This window comes from Streptomyces sp. 11-1-2 (assembly GCF_003595545.1).
Classification (GTDB): domain Bacteria; phylum Actinomycetota; class Actinomycetes; order Streptomycetales; family Streptomycetaceae; genus Streptomyces; species Streptomyces hygroscopicus_B.
On sequence record NZ_CP022545.1, the window covers coordinates 1,710,781 to 1,736,869 of the forward strand.

The window sequence follows — 26,089 nt, forward strand, 5'->3', positions numbered from 1 at the left end:
CCGGGCCGTCGTGGTCAGTCCGTACGGGCGTAGTGGATCGCGATCCGCGCCCCGAGGCGCGCGTTGTTCTTGACGAGGGCGATATTGGTCCGCAGGCTCTCCCCCTTGGTCAACTCGACGATCCGGCCCAGCAGATACGGGGTCGCGTCCTTGCCGCCGATTCCCGCCTCCGCCATCTCGGCGAGGGCCTGCTCGATGATGCCGTCGATCCGCTCGGCGGGGATCTCCTCGGCCTCGGGCACCGGATTGGCGATGCTCAGCCCCGCCGTCATACCCAGCTCCCACTGGGCGCGCATGGTGGCGGCGATCTCCTCGGACGAGTCGACGCGCAGCGGAGAGCGGAAGCCGCTCACCCGCGAGTAGAAGGCGGGGAAGTCGTCGGTGCCGTAGGTGAGCACCGGAACGCCCAGGGTCTCCAGCTTCTCCAGGGTCAGTCCGATGTCGAGGATGCTCTTGACCCCGGCGCTGATGACGGCCACCGGGGTGGTGGCGAGTTCGGTGAGATCCGCGCTGATGTCGAAGGAGTGCTCCGCTCCCCGGTGCACGCCGCCGATGCCACCGGTGACGAAGACCCGGATCCCGGCGAGCGCGGCGAGCCGCATCGTGGACGCCACGGTGGTGGCGCCGTGGCCGCCGCGCGCGATGACATGGGCGAGATCGCGCACGCTGACCTTGCCGACGTCGGGGCTGGTGGCGAGCAGTTCGAGAGCGGCCCGGTCCAGACCGGCACGTGGCGTGCCGTGGAGGACGGCGATGGTGGCGGGGACCGCCCCCTCGGCGCGGATGATCTCCTCGACCTCGGTGGCCATCTCGACGTTCTGCGGATACGGCATGCCGTGGCTGATGATCGTGGACTCCAGCGCGACCACGGGACGGCCGTCGCGCAGGGCCTCCGCGACCTCCTCGGTGAGGGTCAGCCGGGGGTGGGGCGTGGTCATGTGGTCCTCCGCGGCGGTGCGTTGAGCGCGTCCTCGATCAGACGCGAGGTCAGGTCGGGTCGTACGGTGGCGGGGGTGGCCACGGTCAGCGCGGCGGCGGCGTGGCCGTAGCGGGCGGCGTCGACCGGGTCGGCGCCACCGAGCAGGGCGTGGGCGAACGCGCCGAGCATCGCGTCGCCGGCCCCGGTGACGTCGTGCACCTCGGCCGGTGGCGCCTCCAGCGGCACCCGGCCCTCGTCGAGGGTGCTCAGCAGGGAGCCGCGCGCACCGAGCCGCACCCACACATGCCGCACGCCGCGCTCGTGGAGGACGGCCACGGCCCCGAGCAGTTCCGGATCCTCCGCGTCGGCGTCCCCGTCGAGGTCCCGGCCGGTGAGCGCGCCCAACTCCGCCACGTTCGGCGTGACGGCGAAGACCGGCCGCCCGGTGGCGAACAGCGGGGCGAGCAGCGCCGCCTTGGGGACGCTCACCGGGTCGATCAGCGTCTGGACGCCGGTGGCGGCGGCGATGTCCAGGACGTACGAGAGCACTCGTGGGGAGAGGTTCCCGTCCAGCACCAGCAGACCGGCGTGGCCGATGAGCTCACGCGCGGCGTGCAGATGCTCGGGGCTGAGCGCGTCGGTGGCGGCCATGTCGGCGATGGCCACGACCAGATCGCCGTCGGCGTCCAGCACCGCCGTATAGGTGCCGGTGGGGTGCGGGCCGCGGTGCACATGGTCGATGCGCACGCCCGCGGCCTGGGTCTCGGTCAACAGCCGCTCCCCCGCCGCGTCCTGACCCACCGCGGAGATGAGATGGGTGGGGGTGCCCAGCCGGGCGAGGTTCTCGGCGACGTTGCGGGCCACCCCGCCGGGGCCGGTGTGGGACCGGCCCGGATTGCTGGTGCGGTACGCGACGGGTGCGAGGCTGCGCACCTTGATGTCCACGTTGGCCCCGCCGATGACCACCACCGCGTGCTCCTGGCGCAGGATGTAGCCGCGTCCCAGGATGGCGCCCTTCTTGCCCAGGTTGGAGAGATGGACGTTGACCGCGGCCCGGGTGGTCCCGAGGGCGTCGGCGATGGACTGGGCCCCGGCCAGCGGGTCCCGCCGCAGCAGCGCGAGAATCTCCCGTTCCCTGCGCGTCAGCATCATGCTCAGCAGAGTAAAGGACCCTTAGCTTGATAAACAGGCCACCGACACTCATGGGTTGGCCCAGGAGATCGTAAAAGAACGACGGATGACATCCTGGGAAGCCATGGCGCGCCGGACACTCTCGGCAGCGGCCCGGGAACCTGTCCGGTGACGAGGAAGAAGGCCGATGAGACTCTGCTTTCTGGTGGAGGAGCGCTATCGCCATGACGGGATGCCCCGTGAGGTGATCCGTCAGCTCTCCGCCTGGGGCCACCAGGTGGACGTGGTCCGGCCGGGCACTTCCCTGCTGCGGATGTCCGATGCGGTGCGGGCGGGCAGCCATGACGCCTGGGTGCTCAAGACGGTGTCCGGGGGCCCCGGGCTGACGCTGCTGGAGGCCGCGTCGGCGGTCGGGCTGACCACCGTCAACGACGCCCGCGCCATCCGCGGCGTACGGGACAAGGCGCTGGCGGCCGCCATCGGGCGCGGCCGGGGGCTGCCGTTGCCGCCCACCTACGCGGCGGCCCGGCCCGAGGCGCTGGAGGAGATACCGGAGGCCGAGTTCCCGCTGGTGGTCAAGCCCGCGGACGGCAGCTCCGGGCGGGCCGTACGGCTGGTGCCGACGCCGGACCGGCTGCGGGCGCTGCGCGCCGAACTGGCCGCGGAGGGCATGCTCATCGCCCAGCCCTACGTGCCGAATTCGGGCATCGACCTCAAGGTGTACTGCGTGGACGGGGAGTTGCACGCGACCGAGCGGAGCTCACCACTCAGCCCCGACGGGGGCGCACGCGGCCGTCGGGTGCGGCTGTCCGCCGAAGTGGCGGCCATCGCCGCCGAGGTGGGTGCGGTCTACGGCCTCGATCTGTACGGGGTGGACGTGCTGCTGGGCCCGGACGGGCCGGTGGTCGTCGATGTGAACGACTTCCCCAGCTTCAAGGAGGTGCCGGACGCGGCGGCCCGGGTGGGGCGTGCGGTGCTGGAGTTGGCGCGCAGGGGCGGCGCCCGGTCCGGGGCGGCGCTCGTCGGTGCCCTCACCGAGCCGGTGCCGGCTCCGGAGCCGCTCCCGGCCGTGGCCACGGGCCGGATATGACCGCGGGCCGTGGCCACAGGCCGGTCATGAGCGCGACGGTGAGCGGCGGCCGATGAGGATCGGTCTGATCACCGCCGACCCCGGTCATCAACTCCTCGCCGACACGGCGGAGTTGCTGACGCCCCGCCATGAGGTGGTGGCGCTCGACCCTGGCGGCCGCGGGGCCGGGGCGCGGGCCCGGGTCTCCCCCGGGGAAGACCCGGCCGACCCCGGGAAGCTCGCCGATGTGTATCTGCTGAAGGCCCGGACGCCGCGTGCGCTGGCGCTCGCCCGGTCCCTGGAGCGGCGCGGCGCCCCGGTGGTGAACTCCGCCGCGGCCACCGCGCTGTGCCAGGACCGGACGGCGATGGCCGAACTGGCGCTCCGCGCCGGTCTGCCGTTCGCCCCCACCCGTACCGTGGCCTCACTCGCCGGGCTGACGGCGGAGCGGCTGCCTCGCCCCGTCGTCGTCAAGAGCCGCCACAGCCGCCGCCATGATCTGGTGGCCCGTGTCGACGACACCGCACGGCTGCGCGCCCTGAGCGCCGACTGGGCGGATGAGCCCGTGGTGGTGCAGGACTTCACCCCGAACGACGGCTGGGACCACAAGCTGTGGGTGATCGCGGGCCGGGTGTTCGCCGCGCTGCGCCGGTCGGAGCTGGCGGCCGGCGGCCGCGGTCCGAGCCTGCCGCTCGCCCTGGACGCGCTGCCACCCGGCTGGCTGGATCCGGTGCGCCGCGTCGGTCCGGTGTTCTCGCTGGACGTCTACGGCGTGGATCTGATCGACGCGGGCCGCGGCGCCCCGCTGATCGTGGACATCAACGCCTTCCCGGGCATCCGCGGTCAGGCCGGTGCCCCCGAGGCGCTGGCGGCCCTGGCACTGCGGACCGCCGAACGGGGCGGACTCACCGCGCCCCGCACATGACCGACACGAGGGAAATACTAGGGGACTCCGGTCCGAAATAGGGGTGGTCGCAGGTAGGACCGGTCCGGCAGGGTGGTCTACTGGTCTCCGCGCGACCCGAGGCACGCGCGCGACAGCCACACGACAGCCGCCGTAGAACGAACGGCGCGAAAGGACATCACGTGACCGCAAACCCCACCGGCACAAGCCTGTGGATCAGGCAGTTCCACCCCGCGCCGGCCGCGGCGACGCGACTCATCTGCCTGCCCCACGCCGGCGGGTCCGCCTCCTACTACTTCCCGGTCTCCAAGGCGCTCTCGCCCACGGTCGATGTGCTCGCCGTGCAGTACCCGGGGCGCCAGGACCGGCGCAACGAGAAGTGCATAGACAATATCCCCGAGCTGGCCGACGCGCTGGTGCCGGAGCTGCTGCCCTTCACGGACAAGCCGGTGGCGCTTTTCGGCCACAGCATGGGCGCCACCCTCGCCTTCGAGGTCGCCCTGCGTCTGGAGCAGAAGGGCGTGGTGCCGGTGGCGCTGTTCGCCTCGGGGCGGCGCGCCCCCTCCTGCCACCGTGACGAGTCCGTCCACCTCCGCGACGACGACGGGCTGATCACCGAGGTGAAGGCGCTCGCCGGGACCGACACCCAGCTCCTGGGCGACGACGAGATCCTGCGGATGGTGCTGCCCGCCATCCGCAGCGACTACAAGGCGGCCGAGACCTACCGCTACACCTCCGGCCCGCGGCTGGCGACGCCGATCCACGCGCATGTGGGGGACGACGACCCCAAGGCGAGCGTCGAGGAGGCCCGCGCCTGGGGCGAGCACACCACCGGTGGCTTCGACCTCCAGGTCTACCCCGGCGGCCACTTCTACCTCAACGACGAGGCCCCGCGGGTCATCGCGTCCATCCGGAAGGTGCTGACCGCGCAGTCCTGAGCGCCCGCCTGGCCAGGGTCACGGGGTGGCCGCCCCGCCGACGCGCCGCCGTAGGTGGTTCGCGGAACCCGCGCTCGTAGCTGCCACGGCGGCGCGGCCCCGCTCCTGGCCGGGCTCTTCCAGGCTGCCGATCCTCGCGGTTGCCGTCGAACACCTCCAGCCGATGCCGGGCGTGGCAGCGGATATGCGCCTCCACGGCCCGGCGGAGGTTCTCCCGCGCCGTCCGTACCGGCGACGGCGGCGGTGTTGTCCTCGATCGGCCGCTCCATCGTGCCGAGCATGGTGTCGTCAACCAGGGACCGATGCGAGTTCAGTTCAATTCGGACGGGAAGCCTCGCAGGGAATCGCGGTCACACCGTGTCCCATTCCCTTGAGCGTAGCCCCAACCTGAACTCGGTCGCGAGTCGATCCCCGGGTTGCGTTTGCCTCTCCCGCGACCACCGCGTTACCTGGAATGAGGCGCAGTGAGGCACACCGTCGCGGCGAGGAGCGGCCATGATCACGCAAGAGCAGGTCGACCGGGTCCTGCGGTTGAACGGGAACGGTCTTCCGTGTGTGTCCCTCTACGTCCCCGTGCTGCCCGAGCAGCCCGGCCGCAGCACATTCATGACCCGGGTGGCCAGTCTGCTGGACGGCATCCGGCCGCTCTCACTGGACAGCTCGCTCGATCATGCCGCGCGGCTCTCGCTCCGCGAGGACATCGTGAAGCTGGAGAAGTCGCTGGCCTTCGAGCCGCACCAGCCCGGCGCCGTCGCCGTCTTCGCCTGCAGCGGCAAGGATGTGTACGAGGAGGTGTGGCTGCCACGCCCCACCCGCGAGCGCATCGTGGTGGACTCCGATCCGTACGTCCGCCCCATGCTGGCCGTGCTGGATGAGTACGACCGCGCCTGCGCCGTCATCGTGGACCGGGGCACCGGCCAGATCTGGGAGCACTACCTCGACCAGGCCCGGCAGCTGGAGGCAATCCGCGACCGTACGCTGCGCAAGCCCGACTACGCTGCGGGGCTCGCCGAGGACAGGGTCCGCAACAAGGCCGATGAGCTGAGCAAACGCCACTTCCGGAAGCTCATCGGCGAGCTCAAGCAGCTGTTCGGGAGGCGGGCCTTCGATGTGCTCGTGGTCGGCGGGCACTCCTACGAGGTGCCGCACTTCCTTCAGTTCCTCCCGCGTGACCTGCGGGAGCGGCTGATCGGCGACTTCACCGTCGACCGTGAGACCGCGAGCCCCGCGGACATCAGGAACCGGGTGCAGAAGATCGTCTCCGACCACGCCCACCAGGAACAACGGCAGCTCGTGGGCGACATCCTGGAGGCGAAGGCGGCCGGGCGGCCGCCGAGTGCCGTGGGGCTGGACGAGACGCTGTGGGCGGCGTCGCTGGCCGCGGTCGGCACACTGGCGGCGGACGAGGAGGCCGCCGCCCCCGGGGTCGTCTGTGACCGGGACGGGCTTCTCGCGCGCTCGGGCGAGAGCTGTCCGCTGTGCGGCGATCCGCTGCGCGAGGTCCCCGACATCATCGATGCGCTGGCCGAAACCGTCATCGACGACGGGGGCGAGATCCGCCATATCGAGCCGGAGACGGAGCTGCGCACCCATCTGACCGGGGCCCTGCTGCGCTTCGAGCTCCCGCCGCGGCCGGCCGCCGCGGGATAGCCCGCCCGGGGCGGGCACGATGGGCGGGGCCATTCGGCCAGGCCGCGGCGACGAGCCGGCGGGCGCGCGCAAGGGCCGCGGTGGACCCGTCCCGCAGTAACCCCGCCGCCCGCAGGGCCTCCTCGTGGGGCCGGTCGGCGGCGACGACCCGGCTCACCAGTTTGATGGCGGCTGCCTCGGGCGCGGCGCGGCGCCGGTTGGTGAACAGCAGGCCAGCGCCCGGGCCCGGTCCGGCGGACCTTCGGCGGACAGGGCCCGGCAGGGGTGTGCGGGCGGCGCCGCGGGACCCACGGCGGCCCGGCAGGTCCGAGGTGGCCGAGCCCGGGGCGCGGGGCGGTCAGCCGTGCGGCCGGTCCGCCAGGACGGTTCGTATGTAGTCCCCGACGGTGGCTTCCAGGCCCACGTCACGCCCGGCCCGCTCGGACAACAGCCAGCGGTGTTCGAGCAGTTCGTAGTAGATCTGGGCGGTGTCGGTGGCACCGCGCAGATCCTTGGGAACGGTCCGCACGGTGGGCCGGAAGACATCGCGGACCCACCGGTGGGCGAGCACCTCCGGGCGTGCGCCGAGCGGATCGCCGGGCGCGTAGTCGTCCTGTGTGGCCATCCAGGTCTCCAGATCGTTCAGCAGGCTGCGGGCCTGGTTCTCCTCCGCGTCGAGTCCGGTAAGCCGCAGCAACTGCCGCTGGTGGTGGCCCGCGTCGACGACCTTGGGCACGAAGGTGACGGTGTCGCCGTCGGGTGAGCGCTCGATCTGCATCTCCGCCACGTCGAACCCGAGGTCGTTCAGGCGCCGGACGCGCTGGTCGATGGCGTGGCGCTGGGCGAGCGGATAGACCGACTGGCGGGTCAGCTCATGCCACAGGTCGCGGTAGCGCTCGGCGATGGCCTCGCCGAAGAGCACCGGGTCGACCGAGGGGTGCAGGGAACCGCTGGCCTCCAGGTCCATCAGCTCGCCCGCGATGTTCACCCGCGCCACCTCGACGTCGTAATCCCGCTGTCCGCTGGTGAGCTTCGGCTGGATCTGCCCGGTCTCGGCGTCGACCAGATAGGCGGCGTACGCGCCCGCGTCGCGCCGGAAGAGGGTGTTGGACAGCGAGCAGTCGCCCCAGGCGAACCCGGCCAGATGCAGCCGCACCAGCAGCACGGCGAGCGCGTCGAGCAGCCGTCGGATGGTGCTCGGCCGCATGGTCGTCTGGAACATCGAGCGGTATGGCTGCGAGCCCACCAGATGGCGGGTGATCAGCGCAGGCTCCAGCGGTTCGCCGTGCTCGTCGGTGCGCCCGGTCACCACCGCGAGCGCGTCCACCGCGGGGACCGCGAGCCGGTCCAGGTCGCGCAGCAGCCCGTACTCGCGTACCGCCGCCCACTCGCCGACCTCCTTGACCGCGACGATCTCGCCGCCCGCCTGCGCGAAGCGGACGACATGGCGGGAGATGCCCCGGGGCAGTGCGACCAGGTGCTCCTTGGGCCACTCCTCCAGCGGGATGTTCCACGGCAGATCGAGCAGCGACGCCGGATGCTCGGGCGAGGTGGCGGTGATCTGCAGCTCCATGACACCCCAGTGTGCGGTACGGAGGTGTGATCAGAGCCGGTCGGGCAGTGGGGTACTCGCCGGTGCGCGCATTCCGTCGAGGACGACCGTGACACACCGTTCGACCTGGAGCGGGTCGGCCGGGATGTCCAGCACACAGGCTCCGGCGGCGGCCGCCCTGGCCAGGAACGGAATGTCCCGCCAGGACAGATCGGCGCGCAGCACACCGTCCCGCTGGGCGCGTTCGGTCAGGCGCCGTAGGCGATCGAGCAGGGTGCGGCGGGCGGCGGCCACCTGGGGTCCGCCGCGGTCGTCGAGGGAGTCCGACAGCCCCGCGTTCTCGCCGGTGCGCAGGGCGAGGCCGGTGAAGAACCGGGTGAAGGCCGGCCAGGAGTCGTCCTCGCCCAGGGCCTGTTCGGCGCTGTCGGCGAGTTCGCCGAGCACATCGAGGAGGACGGCTTCCAGCAGTTGGGCCCGCTCGGGGAAGCGGCGGTAGACGGTGCCGACGCCGACACCGGCCAGCCGCGCGATCTCGTGATAGCTGACGTCGAAGCCATGGGCGGCCACCGCCTGGCGTGCGGCGGTCAGGACGCGGGCGGCGTTGCGCCGCGCGTCCGCGCGCGGCGGTCTGGGGGGCCGCTGAGCGGAGGGCATGCCCGTCATGTCCCCAGCCTAGTCAGAAGTGGACAGAAGCTGTCCACCTCCGTACGCTGAACTCTAAGCGGACAAGATCTGTCCATTTAGCGAGCGGCACCACGCCCGCCTACCCCACCGGCCTCTCGCCACACGTCCCACCCGCACGACCGAACAGGAGCCACGGGCATGAGCCATCTCGACGGCATCACCGCGGTGATCACCGGGGGCAGCGAGGGCCTCGGCTACGCCATCGCCGACGCCTTCGCCACCGAGGGCGCCGACCTGGTGCTGCTCGCCCGCGACCAGGAGAAGCTCGACCGGGCCCGGCACACCCTGGCCGGACGCGGCACCACCGTACGCACCCTCTCCGTCGACCTGGCCGACCCCGGCGCCGTGACCACCGCCGCGCGTCAGGTGCTCGCGCTCACCGAACGGGTGGACACCCTGGTCAACAACGCGGGCACGGCACACTTCAGCCCGCTCGCCCAGACCTCGGCCGACTCCTTCGACGCCATGCTCCACCTCAATGTCCGGGTGCCCTTCCTCCTCGCCCAGGCGCTGCTGCCCGCGCTCGTCGAGGGCCGCGGCAGCATCATCAACATCAGCAGCTACTGGGCGGACAAGATGGTCGCCGACCGCCCGTCCGCGGCCTACTCCGCCACCCGCGGCGCCATCAACGCGATGACCCGGGCCCTCGCCAATGAGCTGGGCCCCTCCGGCGTCCGGGTCAACGGCATCGCCCCCGGCGCCGTACGCACCCCCACCTACGAACGGGACTATCTCGGCCCGATGAGCGCCGAGGAGCGCGACGGGCACGACCGCCGCACCCGGGACGCCTATCCCCTGGGCCGCGTCGGCGAACCCCACGAGGTGGCCGCCGCGGCGGCCTTCCTCGCCTCCCCGCAGGCGGGGTGGACCACCGGCACCATCATGAACGTGGACGGCGGGCTGACCGTCCGCTGACCACCTTCGTAAGAGCCCGGCGGCCGATAGAATGGCCTCCGATGCCGAGAATCCGCCACACTCCCCAGGCGACGACGGGTCTGCGCCCGCTGCCCGCCGGTGGCGGCATTGACGCGCATCGGCATGACGAGCACCAGATCGTCTACGCCGGGCGCGGGGTGCTGGCCGTCACCACCGACGCGGGCACCTGGATCGCGCCCGCCAACCGGGCGCTGTGGATACCGGCCGGGACCGTCCATGAGCCGCGCGCGTACGGCGCCACCGACCTCCATATGGTGGGGCTGGCGGTGGCGGACAATCCGCTGCGGCTGGAGCAGCCCGCGGTCCTCGGCGTCGGCCCGCTGCTGCGCGAGCTGATCATCGAATACACCGCGCGGCCGGCGGACCTCGGCGCCGAACGGCGCCGGCTTCGGGCCGTACTGCTCGATCAGCTCCGCCGCTGTGCCGAGCAGCCGGTGCATGTGCCCGCCGCCAGGGACCCGCGCCTGGCGGCGGTGTGCGCCCTCCTCCACGACGACCCGGCGGACAACCGGACCCTGCGGCAGCTCGGGGCCGCGGTCGGGGTCGGCGAGCGCACCCTGACCCGGCTGTGCGCGGCCGAGCTGGGGATGACCTTTCCGCAGTGGCGCACCCAACTGCGCCTGCATCACGCCCTGCGGCTGCTGGCCGAGGGCGCCCCGGTCACGGCCGTCGCCCATCGGTGCGGCTGGGCGTCCAGCAGCGCCTTCATCGACGTCTTCCGCCGGGCCTTCGGCCACACCCCCGGCGCCCACCGCGCGCTCGGCTGACTCCTTCGCTGGTTCAGTCCTCGGCCAGGACCACGACCGTATCGCCCTCCTCCAGGGTCAGCGGCGCTGTCTTGGACGGGTTGAGGTGGACGCCGTAGAGCGGTGGCTCATCGCTCTGCCGGGCCAGCCGGTAGCCGATGGCCGTCTCACCGCGCTGGCGGGCGGCCTCGATGACGGTGGCGAAGTTGGCCTCCGCGCCGGGTATCAGATAGCCGGCCGCGGGTTTGAGATAGATCTCGGAACCCTCTGGGTCGAAGAGGTCGGCGAAGACCGTGTACAGATGGCGGTTCTCGGTGAGCTGGGTCAGCAGCAGGCTGATCACCTTGGTGGAGACGATGAAGTCGTCGGCCTTGGTGACCTGCGCGACCTCGCGGTTGGCGTCGTCATGCATCTCGGTGACGATCGAGTACGGATCGCCGAGCTGGATCTCGATGTCGCGCAGGTGGAGCAGGGTGACCAGGGTGCGGTCGTCGGACCGCCCGGGGTCGATCCCGTCGTCCGTCAGCACCACGATATGGCGGTAGCCGTCCAGCCCGAGTGCCTCCAGCGACGGGCGGCGGGTGGGTTCGCAGTGCTTGAAGCCGACCGTGAGGTTCTTCAGCTCCCGGTTCGCCTCCTCCCGGGGCGGGCGCGGGGCGGCGATGTCCACCACCGAACCGGATTTCACCAGGAGGTCGAGCTGCGCGATGATCTTCTCCGCGCGGGAGTTCCAGCCGATCAGCAGGGTCCGGTCCGGTACCGGCGGGCGGAACGCGGCCACGGCCATCGCCGAGCGCGCGATCCGGGGCCGGGTGGCCGCCACCTTGATGAGCAGATCGTCCTCCGCGATCATCAGCAGCCGGTCCCCGCGCTCGATCACGGTGTCCATGGCGGGGTTGACCAGCGCCTCGCCGTCCGCGCGCTGCACACCGATGGGCACACCGAGCTCGAAGGCGTTCAGCGACTCCCCGTAGGTGGAGCCGGCCAGTGCCGGCGCGTGCCAGGGGTAGATCTCGTTGCCGATGAAGCTGAGCAGTTCGTTGAAGACGGTGGACAGACCGGACTGGCGGTGGGACTGCACGATCAGCCCGACCGCGATGTCATCGGCGTCGATCACCAGCGCGGCGTCCCCCGCGGCCAGCCGGGCGGCCGCCAGGTTCGCCGAACTCTGCACGGCGGCCACCACATTGGGCCGCGTCCCGGTCCAGGTGCGGCCGTTGAGCAGCAACAGCGTCTTGATGACGTCGATATCGCTGTCATCCCCGACGGGAGAGAGCACCATGATGGCCTTGGCGCTGTCCGGGCTCACCAGCTCCAGGTCGCCGCGCTGGAGCGGATTGCCGGAGCGGCAGACCACCCGGGTCTTCCCGGTGTCCGGGATGCGGCGCCGGATCTCGTCCTCCATGTCGACCTTGTCCCGGTCGGCGAGGATCACCACACACGAGCGCCGCTCGCTCTGGTTGGCCTCCGCCAGCTCCGCTATCACCGTGAAGACCTGCTCCGACCAGCCCAGCACTATGGTGTGGCCGTGCTCGATCAGCCGTGAGGTGCCCTTGCGAAGCTGCTGGATCCGGGCCTCCAGGCCAGTGGTCATCACACCGATCAGCGCGCTGACGATGAAGATTCCGCCGATGGTCACCGTGAGCATGAGGACCAGGAACAGCGGCCGGCCCGTGTCCCCGCCCATCGTGCCCGGATCGAGGGTCCGCAGCAGGCTCATCCAGACGACGCCGAGCCAACCGCCGTTGTCCTCGGTGTCCTTGTGGGCGAAGGCGACCACCACCGCGGAGACCAGGGTGATCAACGCCAGGGAGGCCAGCCCCAGCCAGCCGATCAGCGCCGGGGTACCACGGTCCATCGTCCCGTCGAACCAGTACCGCAGCCGCTCCCGCAGCCTCTTCCGCATGCCGCATTCCTCCATAGCCCATCACGCCGCCGGGCCCAACGGCCCGTGGTGAGCGGCGCTTTACGCCATGAGGGTGTCGTCTGACCCCGCCTCAGCGCCAATCGGGCGCCGCCGGTGACCAGCGGAGCGTCCGTCCGGCGCTCCCGTTGCGACCATATGGGGCGGCGGGGTCAGCCGGGGAGGTCGTCCCACTGGTCGAGGAGGTCCTCGGCGTCGGCCAGCGGGAGCATCGGGTCGGTCAGGGGCTGCTCGGCCCAGATGATCTTGCCGTTGGGGGTGTAGCGGGTCCCCCAGCGCAGCGCGTACTGGGCGACGAGGAAGAGCCCTCGGCCGCCTTCGTCGGTGGTGGCGGCGCGCCGCAGATGCGGGGAGGTGCTGGAGCCGTCGGCCACTTCGCAGATGAGGGTGCGGGCGCGCAGCAACCGGACGCGGCTGGGGGCGCATCCGTAGCGGATGGCGTTGGTCATCAGCTCGCTGAGGATGAGTTCGGTGGTGAAGGCGATCTCCTCCAGCCCCCATGCGGTGAGTTGCTCGGCGGCCTCGTTGCGGATGCGGGCGACCGCGGCGGGGTCGGAGGGCAGCTCCCATTCGGCGACATGCCCGGGATCCAGCAGGTGGGTGCGGGCGACCAGGAGGGCGATGTCGTCGCCGGGGTGGGCGGTGACCATGGTGTCGAAGACGGCCTGGCAGGTCTCCTCCGGTGTGCCGTCGGGCAGTCCGGCGAGGGTGGTGCGCAGGACGCCGAGGCCCTCGTCGAAGTCCCGGCCGTGGTCCCGGATCAGCCCGTCGGTGAACAGGGCCAGCCGGCTGCCCTCGGGCAGCTCCAGCTCGACGGTCTCGATGGGTTCGCCGCCCAGGCCCAGCGGCGGGGCGAGGGGGACGTCGGGGAAGGTCACGGTGGAGTCCGGGAGGACCACCGCCGGGCCCGGGTGGCCGGCGCCCGCCACCGTGCAGCGGCCGGAGACCGGGTCGTAGATGGCGTACAGACAGCTGGCGCCGCTGATGCCCGGGGCGTCGGTGCCCGCTGCGGCCTGGTCCTGGTCGAACCGGCTGGCCAGCTCGTCGAGATGGGCGATGAGCTCATCGGGCGGCAGGTCGAGGGCGGAGAAGTTGTGCACGGCGGTGCGCAGCCGGCCCATGGTGGCGGCGGCGTGCAGTCCGTGGCCGACGACATCGCCGACGGCGAGGGCGACCCGGCCGCCGGGCAGGGAGATGACGTCGAACCAGTCACCGCCGACCCCGGCCTGGGCGGGCAGATAGCGGTGGGCCACGTCCAGGGCGTCCTGTTCGGGCAGGCCCTGGGGCAGCAGACTGCGCTGGAGGGTGGCCGCCATGGCGTGTTCGCGGGTGTAGCGGCGGGCGTTGTCGATGGCGACCGCGGCGCGGGCGACCAGCTCCTCGGTGAGCGCCACGTCGTCCTCGTCGAACGGCTCGGACTGCTCGGAGCGCCAGAAGGTGGCGATGCCCAGGGTGACGTCCCGGGCCCGCAGCGGGATGGTGATCATCGAGTGGATGCCGTACTTGACGATCTTCGTCGCCTGTTCGGGATCCTGCTCCTGCCATCCCTCATAGGCCCGCAGATCCGCATCGAGCACCGGCCGGCCCGCGCCGAAGCCCAGCGCCTGGGGCACGCCTCCGGCGTAGGTGATCATCTTGCCGACCCGCCACAGCGGATGGTCGGCCCGGATGCCACTGGTGGCGGTGCGGCGCATGGCGCTGCCCGCGGGATCGTCGCCGCGCAGCACGGGGTCCACGAGGTCGACGGTGGCGAAGTCGGCGAACCACGGGACGCCGAACTGGGTCAGCTCCTCGGCGGTCCGCACGATGTCGAGGGTGGTGCCGATCTTCGAGCCCGCCTCGAAGAGCAGCCTCAGCCGCCGCTCCGCCACTTCGGCCTTGCCGGACAGCGCGCGCAGTTCGGTGGAGTCACGGAGCGTGGCGACGCTTCCCGACATCCCGCCGTCCCACCGGGTGGGGCGCTGGTTGACGGCGAGCAGCCGGTCCCCGGCCAGATGCACCTCGTCGGTGGCGACCCGGCCCGAGGCGAGCAGCTCGGCGGTGCGCGGCTCGAGGCCGAGCTCGGTGATGGGGCGGCCCTCGGCGTCCCGGGGCAGATCGAGGAGCCGGCCGGCCTCGTCGTTGGCGAGGACGAGGCGGCCGTGGCTGTCGACGATGAGCACGCCTTCGCGCACGGAGTGCAGGACGGCGTCGTGGTGCTCGTACATGCGGGTCATCTGGGCGGGGCCGAGCCCTCGCGTCTGGCGTCGCAGCCGACCGCCGACCAGCGCGGTCCCGCCGGTGGCGAGCGCGAGCGCACCGGCGGCGGAGCCGAAGACCAGCGGCAGCTGGCGCTCGACCCGGCCGCTCACATCCGCGGCGGTCATTCCGGCGCACACCACACCGGCCACGGTGCCGTTGCCCCGGGGGATCGGGACAGTGGCCTGAACCTCGCGGCCGAGGGGCCCCTGCACGGACTCGGTGACGATCTTGCCCTTCACCACGGGCCGCCAGTCGGCGACGAGTTCCTTGCCGATGAACTCCGGCTTGGGGTGGGTGTAGCGGATGCCCTTGGCGTTCGCCACGACCACGAAGTCCAGATGCGCCCGCTTACGGGTCTCCTCGGCCCGCGGCTGCAGCTGGGCGGTCGGATTCTCCGTCCCCATCGCGGACGCGATCCCCGGGGAGGTGGCGAAGGTCTGGGCGACGGCGGTCGCGCGGCGGACGGCCTCCTGCTCACTGTCGCTACGTGCCTGGAGGATGAGCGCCGTCGTCGCCGCGACGATGAGGAGGCCGACAAGCAGTACTTGAACAGCGAAAACCTGCCCGGCGATGCTGCGTACGCTCAAGCTGCGCATGCTCAAGAGCGAACGGAAGCGCTTCCGGGAGAGGGGGTGTGGGGCAGGTCTTGACCGACCGAAAACTCCGACCACGCACCCTTCCTACCATTTATCACCCTCGGACCGTGAAGCCTGGCGGCACACGATCGGGGGCCGTCCCGGTCTCCGATACACATCGGCACGGTGTGTGGCAACTCGGCCACGCATCGCTCACCGCGGCGCTCCTCGTCGAGCGCCACAGGTCATATCGGCCCCTCTGCCACGGTCACACATCAAGCCGGTGAGCCACAGCCCGCATCGCCGCCCTCGCGGCGCCCAGATCCACCCGCGCCCGGTCGGCCACCAGATAGAGAAAGACACCCTGGCGGGTGCGCTGGCTGAGCGGACGGATCAGGTGGTACTCGGTGTCCAGCGTGACCACGATGTCCTCGAGACGGCCCGGGTCGTAGCCGAGCAGCTCCAGAGTGGACAGCTTGGCCCGCATGACATCCGTGTCCCCGTAGGCCACCTTCTCCAGGTCCGGACCGCGCGGGGTCTGGACGGCGCCCAGGGTGATCCGGCTCAGATAGTCGACGAGCGAGGCCGCCAGCGCGCCCTCGCACTCCATCACCTCGCGCAGCGAGTCCTCGATGTCGATCATGGCCCGTCGCCCTCCCGGGACCTGGAGATCGTGTCCACATATTTCATCCTTGCACAGGGTCCGCCGACGCACTCCCGCGCGCGTCCGCTCCCCGGCATCGCGTGCCCCACCCCGTGGTGGCGGGCCGCCGATCGTCCTATCCTGCGCACGCGTTGATCGACTTCGGATTGAATCGTTGCTTCCCGCTGGAGGACGCATGACCGTCGGCAGCACCCCGTCCCGGGCCGTGGTGGTGGGCACCGGCTCCCGGGCCCAGATGTTCACCGAGGCGCTGGCCCGCCGCCCGCAGCTGAGGGTCGCCGCACTGTGCGATCCGAACCCGGTGCGCATCGCCCACCACCAGCGACTGCTGAAGGAGGCCGGCGAGCCGGAGGCCGCCGCCTGGACCCCCGGGGAGTTCGAGCGGCGGCTGCGCGCGGACGATATCCAGGAGGTGGTGGTGACCTGCGTGGACGCGCTGCACGACGCGTATGTCGTGCCCGCGCTGCGAGCCGGCTGCCGGGTGGTCACCGAGAAGCCGATGACCACCGACGCGGCCAAGTGCCGTCGCATCCTGGAGACGGTCGAGGAGACCGGCAACCATCTGGCGGTCGCCTTCAACTACCGCTTCAACCCGGTGCACGAGGAGGTCCACCGGCAGTTGTCCGGCGGCGCCATCGGCGAGGTGCTCTCGGTGCACTTCGAATGGCTGCTGGACACCCGGCACGGGGCCGACTACTTCCGCCGCTGGCACCGCGAGAAGGAGCACAGCGGCGGGCTGATGGTGCACAAGTCCAGTCACCACTTCGACCTGGTCAACTGGTGGCTGGGGGCCCGGCCGCAGGAGGTGTTCGGCTACGGCCGGCTCGGCTTCTACGGCCGTGCGGCCGGTGAGCGCAGCGGCTACCGGCGCGAGTACGAGCGGGCGCACGGAGCCGCCGCCGCGCAGGACGACCCGTTCGCGCTGGAGCTCGCCGAGAACGACGCGCTGCGCTCCCTGTATCTGGACGCCGAGGGCGTGGACGGCTACCACCGCGACCGCAATGTGTTCGGCGACGGCGTCACCATCGAGGACGACATGGCGCTGCTGGTCCGCTACGACACCGGCGCCACCATGACGTACCACCTGACCGCCTACTCCCCCTGGGAGGGCTACCGGGTGATGTTCAACGGCACCCGGGGCCGGCTGGAGCTGGAGGTCGAGGAGAGCAAGTGGCAGCCGTCGCTGCTGGGCACCTCCTCCGGCCGCGGCACCATCCACGGCGACCAGGCCCTGGCCAACGCGGGCGGTCCGCGGCTGGTGCTGCGGCCGCTGTGGGAGCCGCCGCGGGAGGTGGAGCTGCCGGCGTTCGACCACGCGGGACACGGCGGCGGGGACGAGCGGATGCTGGAGGTGCTCTACGGCCCGGTGGATCCGGCGGCGGCCACCGGGAAGGCGGCCATGGACGCCTCGGACGCCTCACGCCGCCGGGCCACCGAGGAGGACGGGGCGCTGGCGCTGGTCACCGGGCTCGCGGCCAACCAGTCGTTCATCAGCGGAAAGCCGGTGGCCACGGCGGATGTCGTGACGCTGTAGCCGGGGCGCCGGGTCCAACGCGGCTCATCCCGCCCGGGGTTGCGGCAGGATGAGCCGCATGGACACGGATGCGATCGAAACACCCCGGGCGCCCCTTTTCCGGAGCGCCGCCCGGCGCCGCCGAAGACGGCTGCTCGGCTCCCTCGCGGCGGCCGGTCTGCTCAGCGCATGCGGTACGCAGACCTCCTCGGGAGTCGCCGCGGTGCCCGACGAGGCCACCTCCCGCCCGTCGGGCCTCACCGTCTCCCCGGACACCGCCGCGCCCACCGCCCCTGCGGTCTGCCCCGACTCGGGGGTGCTGCTGCGGGCCGCGGAGGCCAACGCGGCGATGGGGCTGCGGGAGCAGCAGATCGAGCTGGTGAACTGCGGCAGACGCGTCTATACGGTGAACGGCCACCCCTCCGTCCAGGTCCTCGACGCGGACCTGGAGCCGCTGGAGGTCACGGTCGGCCATGGGGCGTCGGGCATCGCCACCGTCGACGGCTTCGAGACGGCCACCGGGCCGGTGCGGCTGAAGCCCGGTGAGCGGGCGGTGACGCGTCTGCTGTGGCGGAATCTGGTGACGGACACGACGCGCCCCGCCGCCGACGGGCGCTATCTGCGGATCGCGCCGAACGGCGACGGAAGGGACGCGCAGACCGTGCCCGACCACGTCGACCTGGGCACCACCGGCAAGCTGGGCGTGAGCGCCTGGGCCCGCCCCGCCCCGGATCGTCCTGCCCCGAACCGTCCTGGCGCGGATCGCCCGGACGCCGGTTCGTGACACCCGCCGGTGGCGCCGTAGGTCCCGCGGCCCGTCAGCCCGGGGCGCCCAGCCGCTCCTCCGGCCGGTCCGCCGGATCGAGCCCCAGTTGCTGGGCGAGTCCCGCGGCCAGGGCCTCCAGGGTCGGATGCCGCCAGACGAAGTTGCCCGCGAGCTTGATGTTCAGCCCCGTCTCCAGGCGCACCCGCAGCTCCATCGCGAGCAGTGAGTCGAACCCCAGTGACCTCAGGGGGGTCTGCGGATCGAGGGTGGCGCCGCTGAGCCGCAGCACGGCACGGATGTGGTCGGTCAGATAGGACTCCAGCGCGGTGCGGCGGGCCGGCCCCGCGGGGAGTGCGGCCAGCCGGGCTCGGATGTCGTCGGTGCTCTCCCGGGCGGCCACCGGAGTGTCCTCCCCGGGGAGGAGCGGGGCGAACAGGGCGGACCGGCGGCCGGCGGCGGGGATCCAGGTGGCCGGTTCGCCGGGGATCACACCGGTCTGCACCCGCCGGTGGGCCAGCAGGGCGCCGAGCGCGCCGAGCCCCTGCTCGGTGGGGATCGTCTGATAGCCGAGGTCGGCGAAGCCGGTGGCCACTCCGGTCTCGCCCCACGGGCCCCAGTTGACCGCGAGGGTGGGCAGGCTGTGTGCCGAGCGCCATGCGGCGAAGCCGTCCAGCCAGGCGTTGGCGGCCGCGTAGGCGCCCTGTCCGGCGTTGCCGAGCAGCGACGCCATCGAGGAGTACACCGCGAACCAGTCGAGCCGGTGTCCCTCGGTGGCCTGGTGCAGCCGCCACGCCCCGGTGACCTTCGGCGCCCATACGCGGCCCAACTGGTCCTCTCGGATGTTGGCCACGGCCGCGTCGTCGAGGATCATCGCGCTGTGGACGACACCGTTCAGCGAGGCCCCGTCGGGGGCGGTGGCGGCGGCCACGAGCCGGTCGGCCGTGCCCGGGTGGCTGATGTCGCCGGTGACGACGGTGATCCTGGTGCCGGCGGCGGAGAGTTCGGCGAGCGTCCGCGCGGCGGCGCCGACCGGTGCGGTACGCCCGCTCAGCACCAGGTGGCCCGCGCCCTGCCGGGCCAGCCAGCACGCGGTGGCGAGCCCGAGACCGCCAAGGCCGCCGGTGACGATGTACGTACCGCCCTCGCGTACCGTCAGCGGTCCATCGGGCAGGACGGCGTCGACCTGGCCCTCCTGCGGGATGGTCAGCACCAGTTTGCCGATGTGGCGGGCGCCGGCCATCAGCCGGAACGCGTCGGTGACCTCCGCCAGCGGATAGGTGGTGCAGCGCAGTGGCCTCAGACGGCCCTCGGTGATCGCGGCGAGCACCTCGCGCAGCATCGCGGCGTACACCTGCGGGCGGGCCAGTTGCAGCTCTCTCAGGTCCACGGTGGAGAAGGTGATGTTGTGGCGCAGCGGGGAGAGTCCGAGCGGGGCGTCGGAGAGGATGTCGCGGACGCCGAGTTCGATGAAGCGGCCGAAGGGGCGCAGACACTCCAGCCCGGCCCGGATGGCCGATCCGGCGAGGGAGTTGAGCACGACGTCGACGCCCTCGCCTCCGGTGGCCTCCTTGACCTCGTCACGGAAGTCCAGCGACCGGGAGTCCATCACATGGGCGATGCCCATGGCCCGCAGGAAGCGCCGTTTCTCCTCGCTGCCCGCCGTGGCCAGCACCTCGGCGCCCAGCAGCCGGGCGACCGCGATGGCCGCGAGCCCGGTGCCGCCGGTGGCCGAGTGGATCAGCACCCGCTCCCCCGCGGTCACCTGGCCGACGTGGCGCAGCGCGTACCAGGCGGTGAGGAACGCGATCGGCAGCCCGGCGGCGGTGTCCGGGGCGAGGCCCTCGGGGAGAGATGCGGTGCGGTCGGCGGGGACGACGGTGAACGATCCGAAGGCGCCACCGTGCACATCGGCCGCCACCACCCGGTCACCGGCGCGGAGATGGTCGACACCGGGGCCGACCGCGCTCACCTCACCCGCGCATTCGAAGCCGAGCCGGTAGCGGATGTTCTCGTCGCCGGGGAGCAGACCCATGGCGGTGAGGACATCGCGGAAGTTCAGGCCCGCGGCGAGCACCCGCAGCTCCACCTCACCGGGCCCGGGCCGGCGGCGGGGCGCGGTGGTGAGCTCCAGGCTGCCGAGGTCGCCGAGGCGGCCGGCGCGCAGCCGGAAGCCGTCGGTGCCGCAGCGCACGGTGCGGGCGGATGCGGTGGTGCGTTCGGTGTCGGTGAGGGGCGCGTAGTCGAGCTCGGCGGTGTAGCGGGCGCTGTCGCGCAGTGCGATCTCCTCCTCGTGGCCGTCGGCGAGGAGTTCGGCGGCGAGGGTTTCCGCGAGCTCGTCGGGGGCGGCCGGGTCGGTGTCCACCAAGGTGGCCCGCAGCTCGGGGTGTTCCAGGGCGAGCACCCGCACGAGTCCGCGCAGCGGGCTCTGTCCGGGGTCGGCCAGGTCACCGGGGGTCACGGTGCGGGCGCCGCAGGTGGCGGCGTAGAGGCGGGGCGGTTCGGGGAAGCGGGCGGTGAGCGCCTGGGCGGCGGCGAGCAGCCGGCGGGTGCGGCGCAGTCCATCCCGCGCACCGCCATCGGCGGGGCGCGGGCCGCACAGGAGCACCACGGCGCGCGGCCGGTCTCCGGGGCGGGTGAGCCGGCTGGTGAGGGCGTCACGGAAGGCGTCGAGCCCCTCGTCGGCCAGGGGCGTCTCCCACACCCGGGCGGTGGCGCCGGCGTCGCGCAGGGCGGCGGCCACCGGGCGGGCGGTGCCGTCCGCCTCCCCGACGATCAGCCACCGTCCCGGGGGCCGGGTGACCGCGGGCCGGGTGGCGCGCCGCCAGCCGACCTCGAGGAACCACTGGTCGACCTCGGCCATGCGGTCCGCGGCGGCGCTGTGGACGATCCGCAGCCCGTCGACGGCCAGGACCGGCCGGCCGACCGCGTCGAGCAGGCGGACGTGCCCGACGGTGGCCCCGGGGGTGGTCTCGGCGAGCCGGGCGTGGCAGTACACGGCGGTCTCGGGGTCGCCGAGGACACGTACGCTCTGCATCCGCGCGGGCAGCAGCAGCCGCCGGTCGTCCTCGTCGAGCAGCCCGGCGAGAAGGAGTTGGGCGCACAGGTCGACGAGGACGGGGTGGATGCGCAGACCGTGTCCGGGGGCGCGGGCGGCCTCGGGGATCCGTACTCGGGCCCAGAAGCTGTTGCCGTGGCGGGCGGCGGACACTTCGGTGATGCCCTGGAAAGCCGGTCCGTGTGCCACGCCCCGGGCCCGCAGATTGGCGTAGAGGGCGTCGGCCTCGACGGGCAGCGGATGGCGCAGGGCGAGGGTCCGGACGGACGCGGCGCGCGAGTGCGCCGGTGCGGCGAGTCTGCGGAGCACCGCGGTGGCCTGCCGCACCCAGGCGCCGTCCTCGCCGCGTCCGAAGATCTCGCATTCGGCGCGGTCGACGGCGGCGATGGTCACCGTGGTGGAGAGCTCGGTGTGGTCGGCGAGCCGCAGCAGTTCGCGGAAGTGCAGATCGGTGACCTCGACCTCCTCGGGCTCGGCGCCGAACACCTCGCAGGCGGCGGTGAGTGCGAGGGCGTAGGAGGCCGCGCCGGGCAGCACGGGCGCGTCGTGCACCCGGTGGTCGTCGAGCCAGGGCAGGGCCGCGGTGCCGGTGCGGGCGCGCCAGGAGTGGCGCACGGGTTCGCCGGGCATCTCCAGATGCGCGCCGGGCAGCGCACCGGCCGGGCTTGCGTCGAGCGAGGCGTCGGAGGGCGCGGCGAGCGGGGCGTCGGCCCAGTGGCGGGTGCGGTCGAAGGTGATGGGCGGTACGTCGGCGAGGGCGGCGTCCGCGTACAGCACGGACCAGTCGACGGGGACGCCCGCGCAGTGCAGCGCGGCCAGCTGGGTCCGGAACGTGGCCGGCTCGTCCTCGTCGCGGCGGAGGGTGGGCAGGACGACGGGGTCCTCCACCAGACCGGCAAGACCGCGCAGGACGGGGTGGGTGATGACCGGGTGGGGGGATATTTCGACGTACACCAGGTGGCGGTCGGCCGCGGCGGCGGCGACGGCCGCGGAGAACCGGACCGGGTGGCGCAGATTGGCACACCAGTACTCGGCGTCGAAGGCGGGCGGGGTGTGCGGATCGTCGAGGACGGTGGTGTAGAAGGGCACGTCCGGGCGGCGGGGGGTGAGGTCGGCCAGGGCGGTGCGCAGATCGGCCAGGAGCGGGTCCACCTGGGGTGAGTGCGAGGCGACGTCCACGGCGATCAGCGCGGCGGGCACGGAGCGGGCCTGCCAGCCGGCGACGAGCCGTTCGACGTGGGCGGTGTCCCCGGCCACCACGGTGGAGCCGGGCGCGGCCATGACCGCGACGGTGACCGCTGCCGCGGCGCCGCCGGTGTCGAGTTCGGCCTGTACCTCGTCGGCGCCGAGGTCCACCGTGGCCATGGTGCCGTTCCCGGCGACGCGGGTGAGCAGGGCGGAGCGGCGGCAGATCACCTTGGCCCCGTCGGCCGGGGAGAGCGCTCCGGCCACCACTGCGGCGGCGACCTCGCCCATGGAGTGGCCGATGACCCCGGCGGGCTGCACGCCGTGGGCGCGCCAGGTGGCGGCGAGCGCGGTCTGCAGGGCGAACAGCACGGGCTGCACCCGGTCGCAGCCGGTCACCGGAGCGCCGGAGCGGACGATGTCGAGCACCGAGAATCCGGACTCGGCGGCGATGAGGGCATCAGCCTCGGCGAGCGCCTCGGCGAAGGCCGGTTCGCTCTCCAGCAGCCGCCGTCCCATGCCGGGCCACTGGGAGCCCTGTCCGGAGAACACCCAGATCGGCCGGCGGGAGACCTCGGCGCCCACGGCGCCGGTGACCACGGCGGGGTGGGCCTGACCGGTGGCGAACGCCCTCAGGGCGCCGATGAGTTCGGCGCGGGAGGCGGTGGTGACGCCGAGCCGTCCGCGGCCGGCGCCGCGGCGCAGCGCCAGGGTGTGGGCGATGTCGCGCAGCGGGGCGTCCGCGCCGTCGCCCTCCAGCCAGTCCGCCATCCGCCGCGCGGCGGATGGCAGCGCGGCCGGGGACCCGGCGGGGACGAGGAACACCTGCGGAACGGCGCGGGTGGCGGGCCGGGGCCGCCGCGGTGCGGGGCGGGAGGCGGGTGCGGGGGCGGCGGGGGGTTGTTCCAGCACCACATGGGCGTTGGTCCCGGAGAAGCCGAAGGAGGACACGGCGGCCAGCCGCGGGCCGGTGCGCACCGGCCAGGGGATGAGCTCGCGGGGGATGAAGAGGCGGGTGCCGTCGGCGTCGATGGTGGGGTTCCACCGGGTGAAGTGCAGATTGGGCGGGATGAGTCCACGGCCCAGGCACAGCACGGCCTTGATCAGGCCGGTGACCCCGGCGGCGGGCTCCAGATGGCCCAGGTTGGTCTTGACCGAGGCGAGGGCGCAGCGGTCGCGGCCGGTTCCGTAGACCTGGGCGAGGCTGGCGAATTCGACCGGGTCGCCGACGGGGGTGCCGGTGCCGTGGGCCTCGACCATCCCGACATCGCCGGGGTCGACCCCGGCGCGGCCGAGCGCCTCCTCGTACAGGGCGCGCTGGGCGGTGGCCGAGGGTGCGGCGAGCCCGTCGGAGTGGCCGTCCTGGTTGACGGCCGAGCCGCGCAGCACGGCCAGGATCCGGTCCCCGTCGCGCACGGCGTCGGTGAGGCGTTTGAGGACGACGATGCCGCAGCCCTCGCCGCGGACGAAACCGTCGGCGGCGGCGTCGAAGGCGTGGCAGTGGCCGGTGTGCGAGAGCATGCCCATCCGGTCGAACGAGCGGGTGATCCGCGGCTCGAACATCAGGGTGACCCCGCCGGCCAGGGCCAGATCGCATTCCCCGGCGCGCAGCGCCTGGACCGCCAGGTGGACGGCGACCAGGGAGGACGAGCACGCGGTGTCCAGGGCCATGGAGGGGCCGTGGAAACCGAGGAGGTAGGAGATCCGGCCGGTGGCGACGCAGTGCCCGTTGGCCAGGGCGGAGCCCTCCAGCTCGCGGGGGTGCCGGTCGAGCCGGTTCATGTAGTCGTTGTAGCTGAGCCCGGCGAAGACGCCGGTGGCGGTGGAGCCGAGCCGGTCGGGTGGCATCCCGGCGTGTTCCAGGGCCTCCCAGGCCACTTCGAGCAGTAACCGGTGCTGGGGGTCGAGGATGTCGGCCTCGCGCCCGGAGACGCCGAAGAAGTCGGCATCGAAACCGGACACGTCGCGCAGATATCCGCCGCGGACGGGCGGCGCGGACTCGGGCCGGGCGGTCGTCGTGGGGTCGGCCGCCCAGAGCGCGGCGCGCTCGGCGGGCGGTTCGGCGACGGCGTCGCGTCCGTCGGCCAGCAGCCGCCACAGGGCGGCGGGCGAGTCGGTGTCACCGGGAAGCCGGCAGCCCATGCCGACGATGGCGATGCGGCCGGGGGAACGGCTGGAGGCGGGTGTGTGCTGACTCATCGGGGTCTCCGTGGGTGGTGCTCGACCCGGGGTGGGGGCCGCGGGGGCCGTGGGGTGGAGATCGCCGCGGGGTGTACGGACTCAGGTGGTGTCCGGGCCGCCCAGCAGCATCGCGTGCTTCACGCCACCGATCTGGTAGTTGAAGCTGAGCGCGTGGTCGAAGTCGAGGGGCCGGGTACGGGTGCCGGGGACAGGGTCGAAGGGGAGCCCGTCCACGGGCTGTTCGCAGTTGGCCGTGGGGCACACCTCGCCGAACTCCGTCATCATCAGGGTCAGGGCGAGGCCGACGCAGCCGGAGGCCGCTCCGTGGTGGCCGAAGCATCCCTCCTGGGAGGACATCAGCACGGTGGAGTCGGGGCCGTAGAGCTCGCGGATGGTGTTGGCCTCAAGGGCGGTGACGGCGGCGCCGCCGTCGCTGGCGCCGTTGATGTACGGCACCTGCTCGATCCGCCATCGGTCGCCCAGGCAGAGGCGGACGGCCCTGGCGAGCTGCGCACCGGTCTCGTCGGCGGCGAGCGGGTTGGCCAGGCCGTCGCGGGTCATGGCGGCGGCGAGCACCTGGCCGTAGAGGTGGGCGCCGCGGCGAGCGGCGTGCTGCCTGCTTTCCAGGATCACGGTGGCGGATCCCTCGCCGTGGTTGATGCAGTCGGCGCGCCGGTCGTAGGGGCGCATCAGGGAGTCGAAAGACGGCAGCAGATCGGGCATTCCGGCGGCGTCCATCCCGTCGTAGGCGTGCTGTGCGCCGCGCAGCAGCCGCTGCCCCTTCTGGATCAGGCCGACGTTGAAGACGTCGACGCCGGTCACCACCGCGAGGTCGGTCTCGCCGGTCGCGATGAGGCGGCGGGCGTTGCCGATCTGCACGGCGGCGGAGGCGCAGCCGCAGGACACGGTGAAGCAGGGGCCGACGGTCCGGGTCAGCGCGCCCTGGACGACGGCCACATCGGAGGGGGACACGGCCTGTTCGGCCGCGACGAACATCTCCAGGGCGTCGAAGGCGGTGGTGGAGTCGGGGTCGATGCCGAGCAGGGTGAGATAGCTGTCCACATTGGCGTCCACGCTGCCGCGGCCGACGAGCAGGGCCGCCTCGGACAGATCACCGGCGGCCAGGTCGAGTTCGGCGTCGGCGCACGCCTCGACGAGAGAGACCAGGCCGTACCGGTGGGCGTTGGTGTAGTGGCGGGAGAAGAACTCGGGGATGTCGGGGAGTCGCTCCGCGAACTGCCCGGCGCTCAGGTGGACCGAGCCGTAGTGGCTGTTCAGCCGGTCGAGGACGGTGCGGCCCTGGGAGGCGATGTCCCACACCTGGGCCGCGGTGAAGACGGGTTCGGCGCCGCCCGGAAGGCAGAAGCCGAGGCCGGTGACGACGGCGTCCCGGGCGTTCCCGGCGCCGCCCGGAGCCGGGCGGGATGGGTGGGATGGGTGGTGGCGCGGGCTCACGACACCCTGCCGGATCTGGAAA

The 26,089-nt window shown here is 72.7% G+C and carries 17 protein-coding genes; 8 read left to right on the forward strand and 9 right to left on the reverse strand.

Going from position 1 to position 26,089, the window contains the following annotated elements:
• Positions 1-14: 14 nt before the first annotated feature.
• Both CGL27_RS06735 and CGL27_RS06740 read right to left on the reverse strand, forming a co-directional pair.
• Entirely contained in the window at positions 15-938 is a 924-nt protein-coding gene (locus tag CGL27_RS06735; protein ID WP_119985254.1) for a pseudouridine-5'-phosphate glycosidase, read from the reverse strand.
• Entirely contained in the window at positions 935-2,071 is a 1,137-nt protein-coding gene (locus CGL27_RS06740) for a PfkB family carbohydrate kinase (RefSeq protein ID WP_119985256.1), read from the reverse strand. Before CGL27_RS06740 ends, CGL27_RS06735 begins: the two co-directional genes overlap by 4 nt.
• Before the next feature lie 166 nt (positions 2,072-2,237).
• Here CGL27_RS06740 and CGL27_RS06745 point away from each other — a divergent pair, with 166 nt between their 5' ends.
• The 4 genes from CGL27_RS06745 (at position 2,238) to CGL27_RS06760 (ending at position 6,611) form a co-directional block, all read left to right on the forward strand.
• Complete coding sequence (locus tag CGL27_RS06745; protein ID WP_078638949.1) at positions 2,238-3,140, forward strand: hypothetical protein; 903 nt, start codon at positions 2,238-2,240, stop codon at positions 3,138-3,140.
• Between the two features lie 52 nt (positions 3,141-3,192).
• A complete protein-coding gene (locus tag CGL27_RS06750) occupies positions 3,193-4,044 on the forward strand; it encodes an alpha-L-glutamate ligase (RefSeq protein WP_119985258.1) in 852 nt (283 codons plus the stop codon).
• A 161-nt stretch (positions 4,045-4,205) separates the two neighbouring features.
• Complete coding sequence (locus CGL27_RS06755) at positions 4,206-4,961, forward strand: alpha/beta fold hydrolase (RefSeq protein ID WP_078638951.1); 756 nt, start codon at positions 4,206-4,208, stop codon at positions 4,959-4,961.
• Between the two features lie 495 nt (positions 4,962-5,456).
• Positions 5,457-6,611: a hypothetical protein gene (locus CGL27_RS06760; RefSeq protein ID WP_119985260.1), complete on the forward strand. Its 1,155-nt coding sequence runs from the start codon at positions 5,457-5,459 to the stop codon at positions 6,609-6,611.
• A 337-nt stretch (positions 6,612-6,948) separates the two neighbouring features.
• Here the strand turns inward: CGL27_RS06760 and CGL27_RS06765 are convergent, their stop codons facing one another.
• Together CGL27_RS06765 and CGL27_RS06770 are read right to left on the reverse strand one after the other, a co-directional pair.
• Positions 6,949-8,163 (reverse strand): DUF4032 domain-containing protein, encoded by a 1,215-nt coding sequence (locus tag CGL27_RS06765; protein ID WP_119985261.1) that lies wholly within the window; start codon positions 8,161-8,163, stop codon positions 6,949-6,951.
• Positions 8,164-8,193: 30 nt separating this feature from the next.
• Positions 8,194-8,805 carry a TetR/AcrR family transcriptional regulator gene (locus tag CGL27_RS06770; RefSeq protein WP_078638954.1) on the reverse strand — a complete coding sequence of 204 codons (612 nt, stop codon included), beginning with the start codon at positions 8,803-8,805 and terminating at the stop codon, positions 8,194-8,196.
• A 159-nt stretch (positions 8,806-8,964) separates the two neighbouring features.
• Here CGL27_RS06770 and CGL27_RS06775 point away from each other — a divergent pair, with 159 nt between their 5' ends.
• The gene (locus tag CGL27_RS06775) at positions 8,965-9,741 is read left to right on the forward strand and encodes an SDR family oxidoreductase (RefSeq protein ID WP_078638955.1); all 777 of its coding nucleotides are present in this window, start codon (positions 8,965-8,967) and stop codon (positions 9,739-9,741) included.
• A gap of 41 nt (positions 9,742-9,782) precedes the next feature.
• On the forward strand, positions 9,783-10,529 hold the full coding sequence (locus CGL27_RS06780; RefSeq protein ID WP_078638956.1) for a helix-turn-helix transcriptional regulator: 747 nt from the start codon (positions 9,783-9,785) through the stop codon (positions 10,527-10,529).
• 13 nt (positions 10,530-10,542) lie between these two features.
• Here the strand turns inward: CGL27_RS06780 and CGL27_RS06785 are convergent, their stop codons facing one another.
• From CGL27_RS06785 to CGL27_RS06795, 3 genes are all read right to left on the reverse strand, one after another.
• On the reverse strand, positions 10,543-12,414 hold the full coding sequence (locus CGL27_RS06785) for a potassium transporter TrkA (protein ID WP_119985263.1): 1,872 nt from the start codon (positions 12,412-12,414) through the stop codon (positions 10,543-10,545).
• Between the two features lie 170 nt (positions 12,415-12,584).
• Positions 12,585-15,269, reverse strand: a complete 2,685-nt coding sequence (locus CGL27_RS06790) for a SpoIIE family protein phosphatase/ATP-binding protein (RefSeq protein ID WP_240450380.1) — start codon at positions 15,267-15,269, stop codon at positions 12,585-12,587.
• 247 nt (positions 15,270-15,516) lie between these two features.
• Positions 15,517-15,891, reverse strand: coding sequence for a hypothetical protein (locus tag CGL27_RS06795; protein ID WP_119985266.1), 375 nt, complete (start codon positions 15,889-15,891; stop codon positions 15,517-15,519).
• 196 nt (positions 15,892-16,087) lie between these two features.
• On the opposite strand from CGL27_RS06795, the gene CGL27_RS06800 reads away from it, so the two are divergent.
• Together CGL27_RS06800 and CGL27_RS06805 are read left to right on the forward strand one after the other, a co-directional pair.
• On the forward strand, positions 16,088-17,446 hold the full coding sequence (locus CGL27_RS06800) for a Gfo/Idh/MocA family oxidoreductase (protein ID WP_119985268.1): 1,359 nt from the start codon (positions 16,088-16,090) through the stop codon (positions 17,444-17,446).
• A gap of 58 nt (positions 17,447-17,504) precedes the next feature.
• The gene (locus CGL27_RS06805) at positions 17,505-18,209 is read left to right on the forward strand and encodes a DUF4232 domain-containing protein (protein ID WP_162952895.1); all 705 of its coding nucleotides are present in this window, start codon (positions 17,505-17,507) and stop codon (positions 18,207-18,209) included.
• A gap of 34 nt (positions 18,210-18,243) precedes the next feature.
• On the opposite strand, the gene CGL27_RS06810 is transcribed toward CGL27_RS06805, so the two are convergent.
• Both CGL27_RS06810 and CGL27_RS06815 read right to left on the reverse strand, forming a co-directional pair.
• Positions 18,244-24,630, reverse strand: coding sequence for a type I polyketide synthase (locus CGL27_RS06810; RefSeq protein ID WP_119985272.1), 6,387 nt, complete (start codon positions 24,628-24,630; stop codon positions 18,244-18,246).
• Between the two features lie 81 nt (positions 24,631-24,711).
• The gene (locus CGL27_RS06815) at positions 24,712-26,067 is read right to left on the reverse strand and encodes a beta-ketoacyl synthase N-terminal-like domain-containing protein (protein WP_119985274.1); all 1,356 of its coding nucleotides are present in this window, start codon (positions 26,065-26,067) and stop codon (positions 24,712-24,714) included.
• Positions 26,068-26,089: the final 22 nt, after the last annotated feature.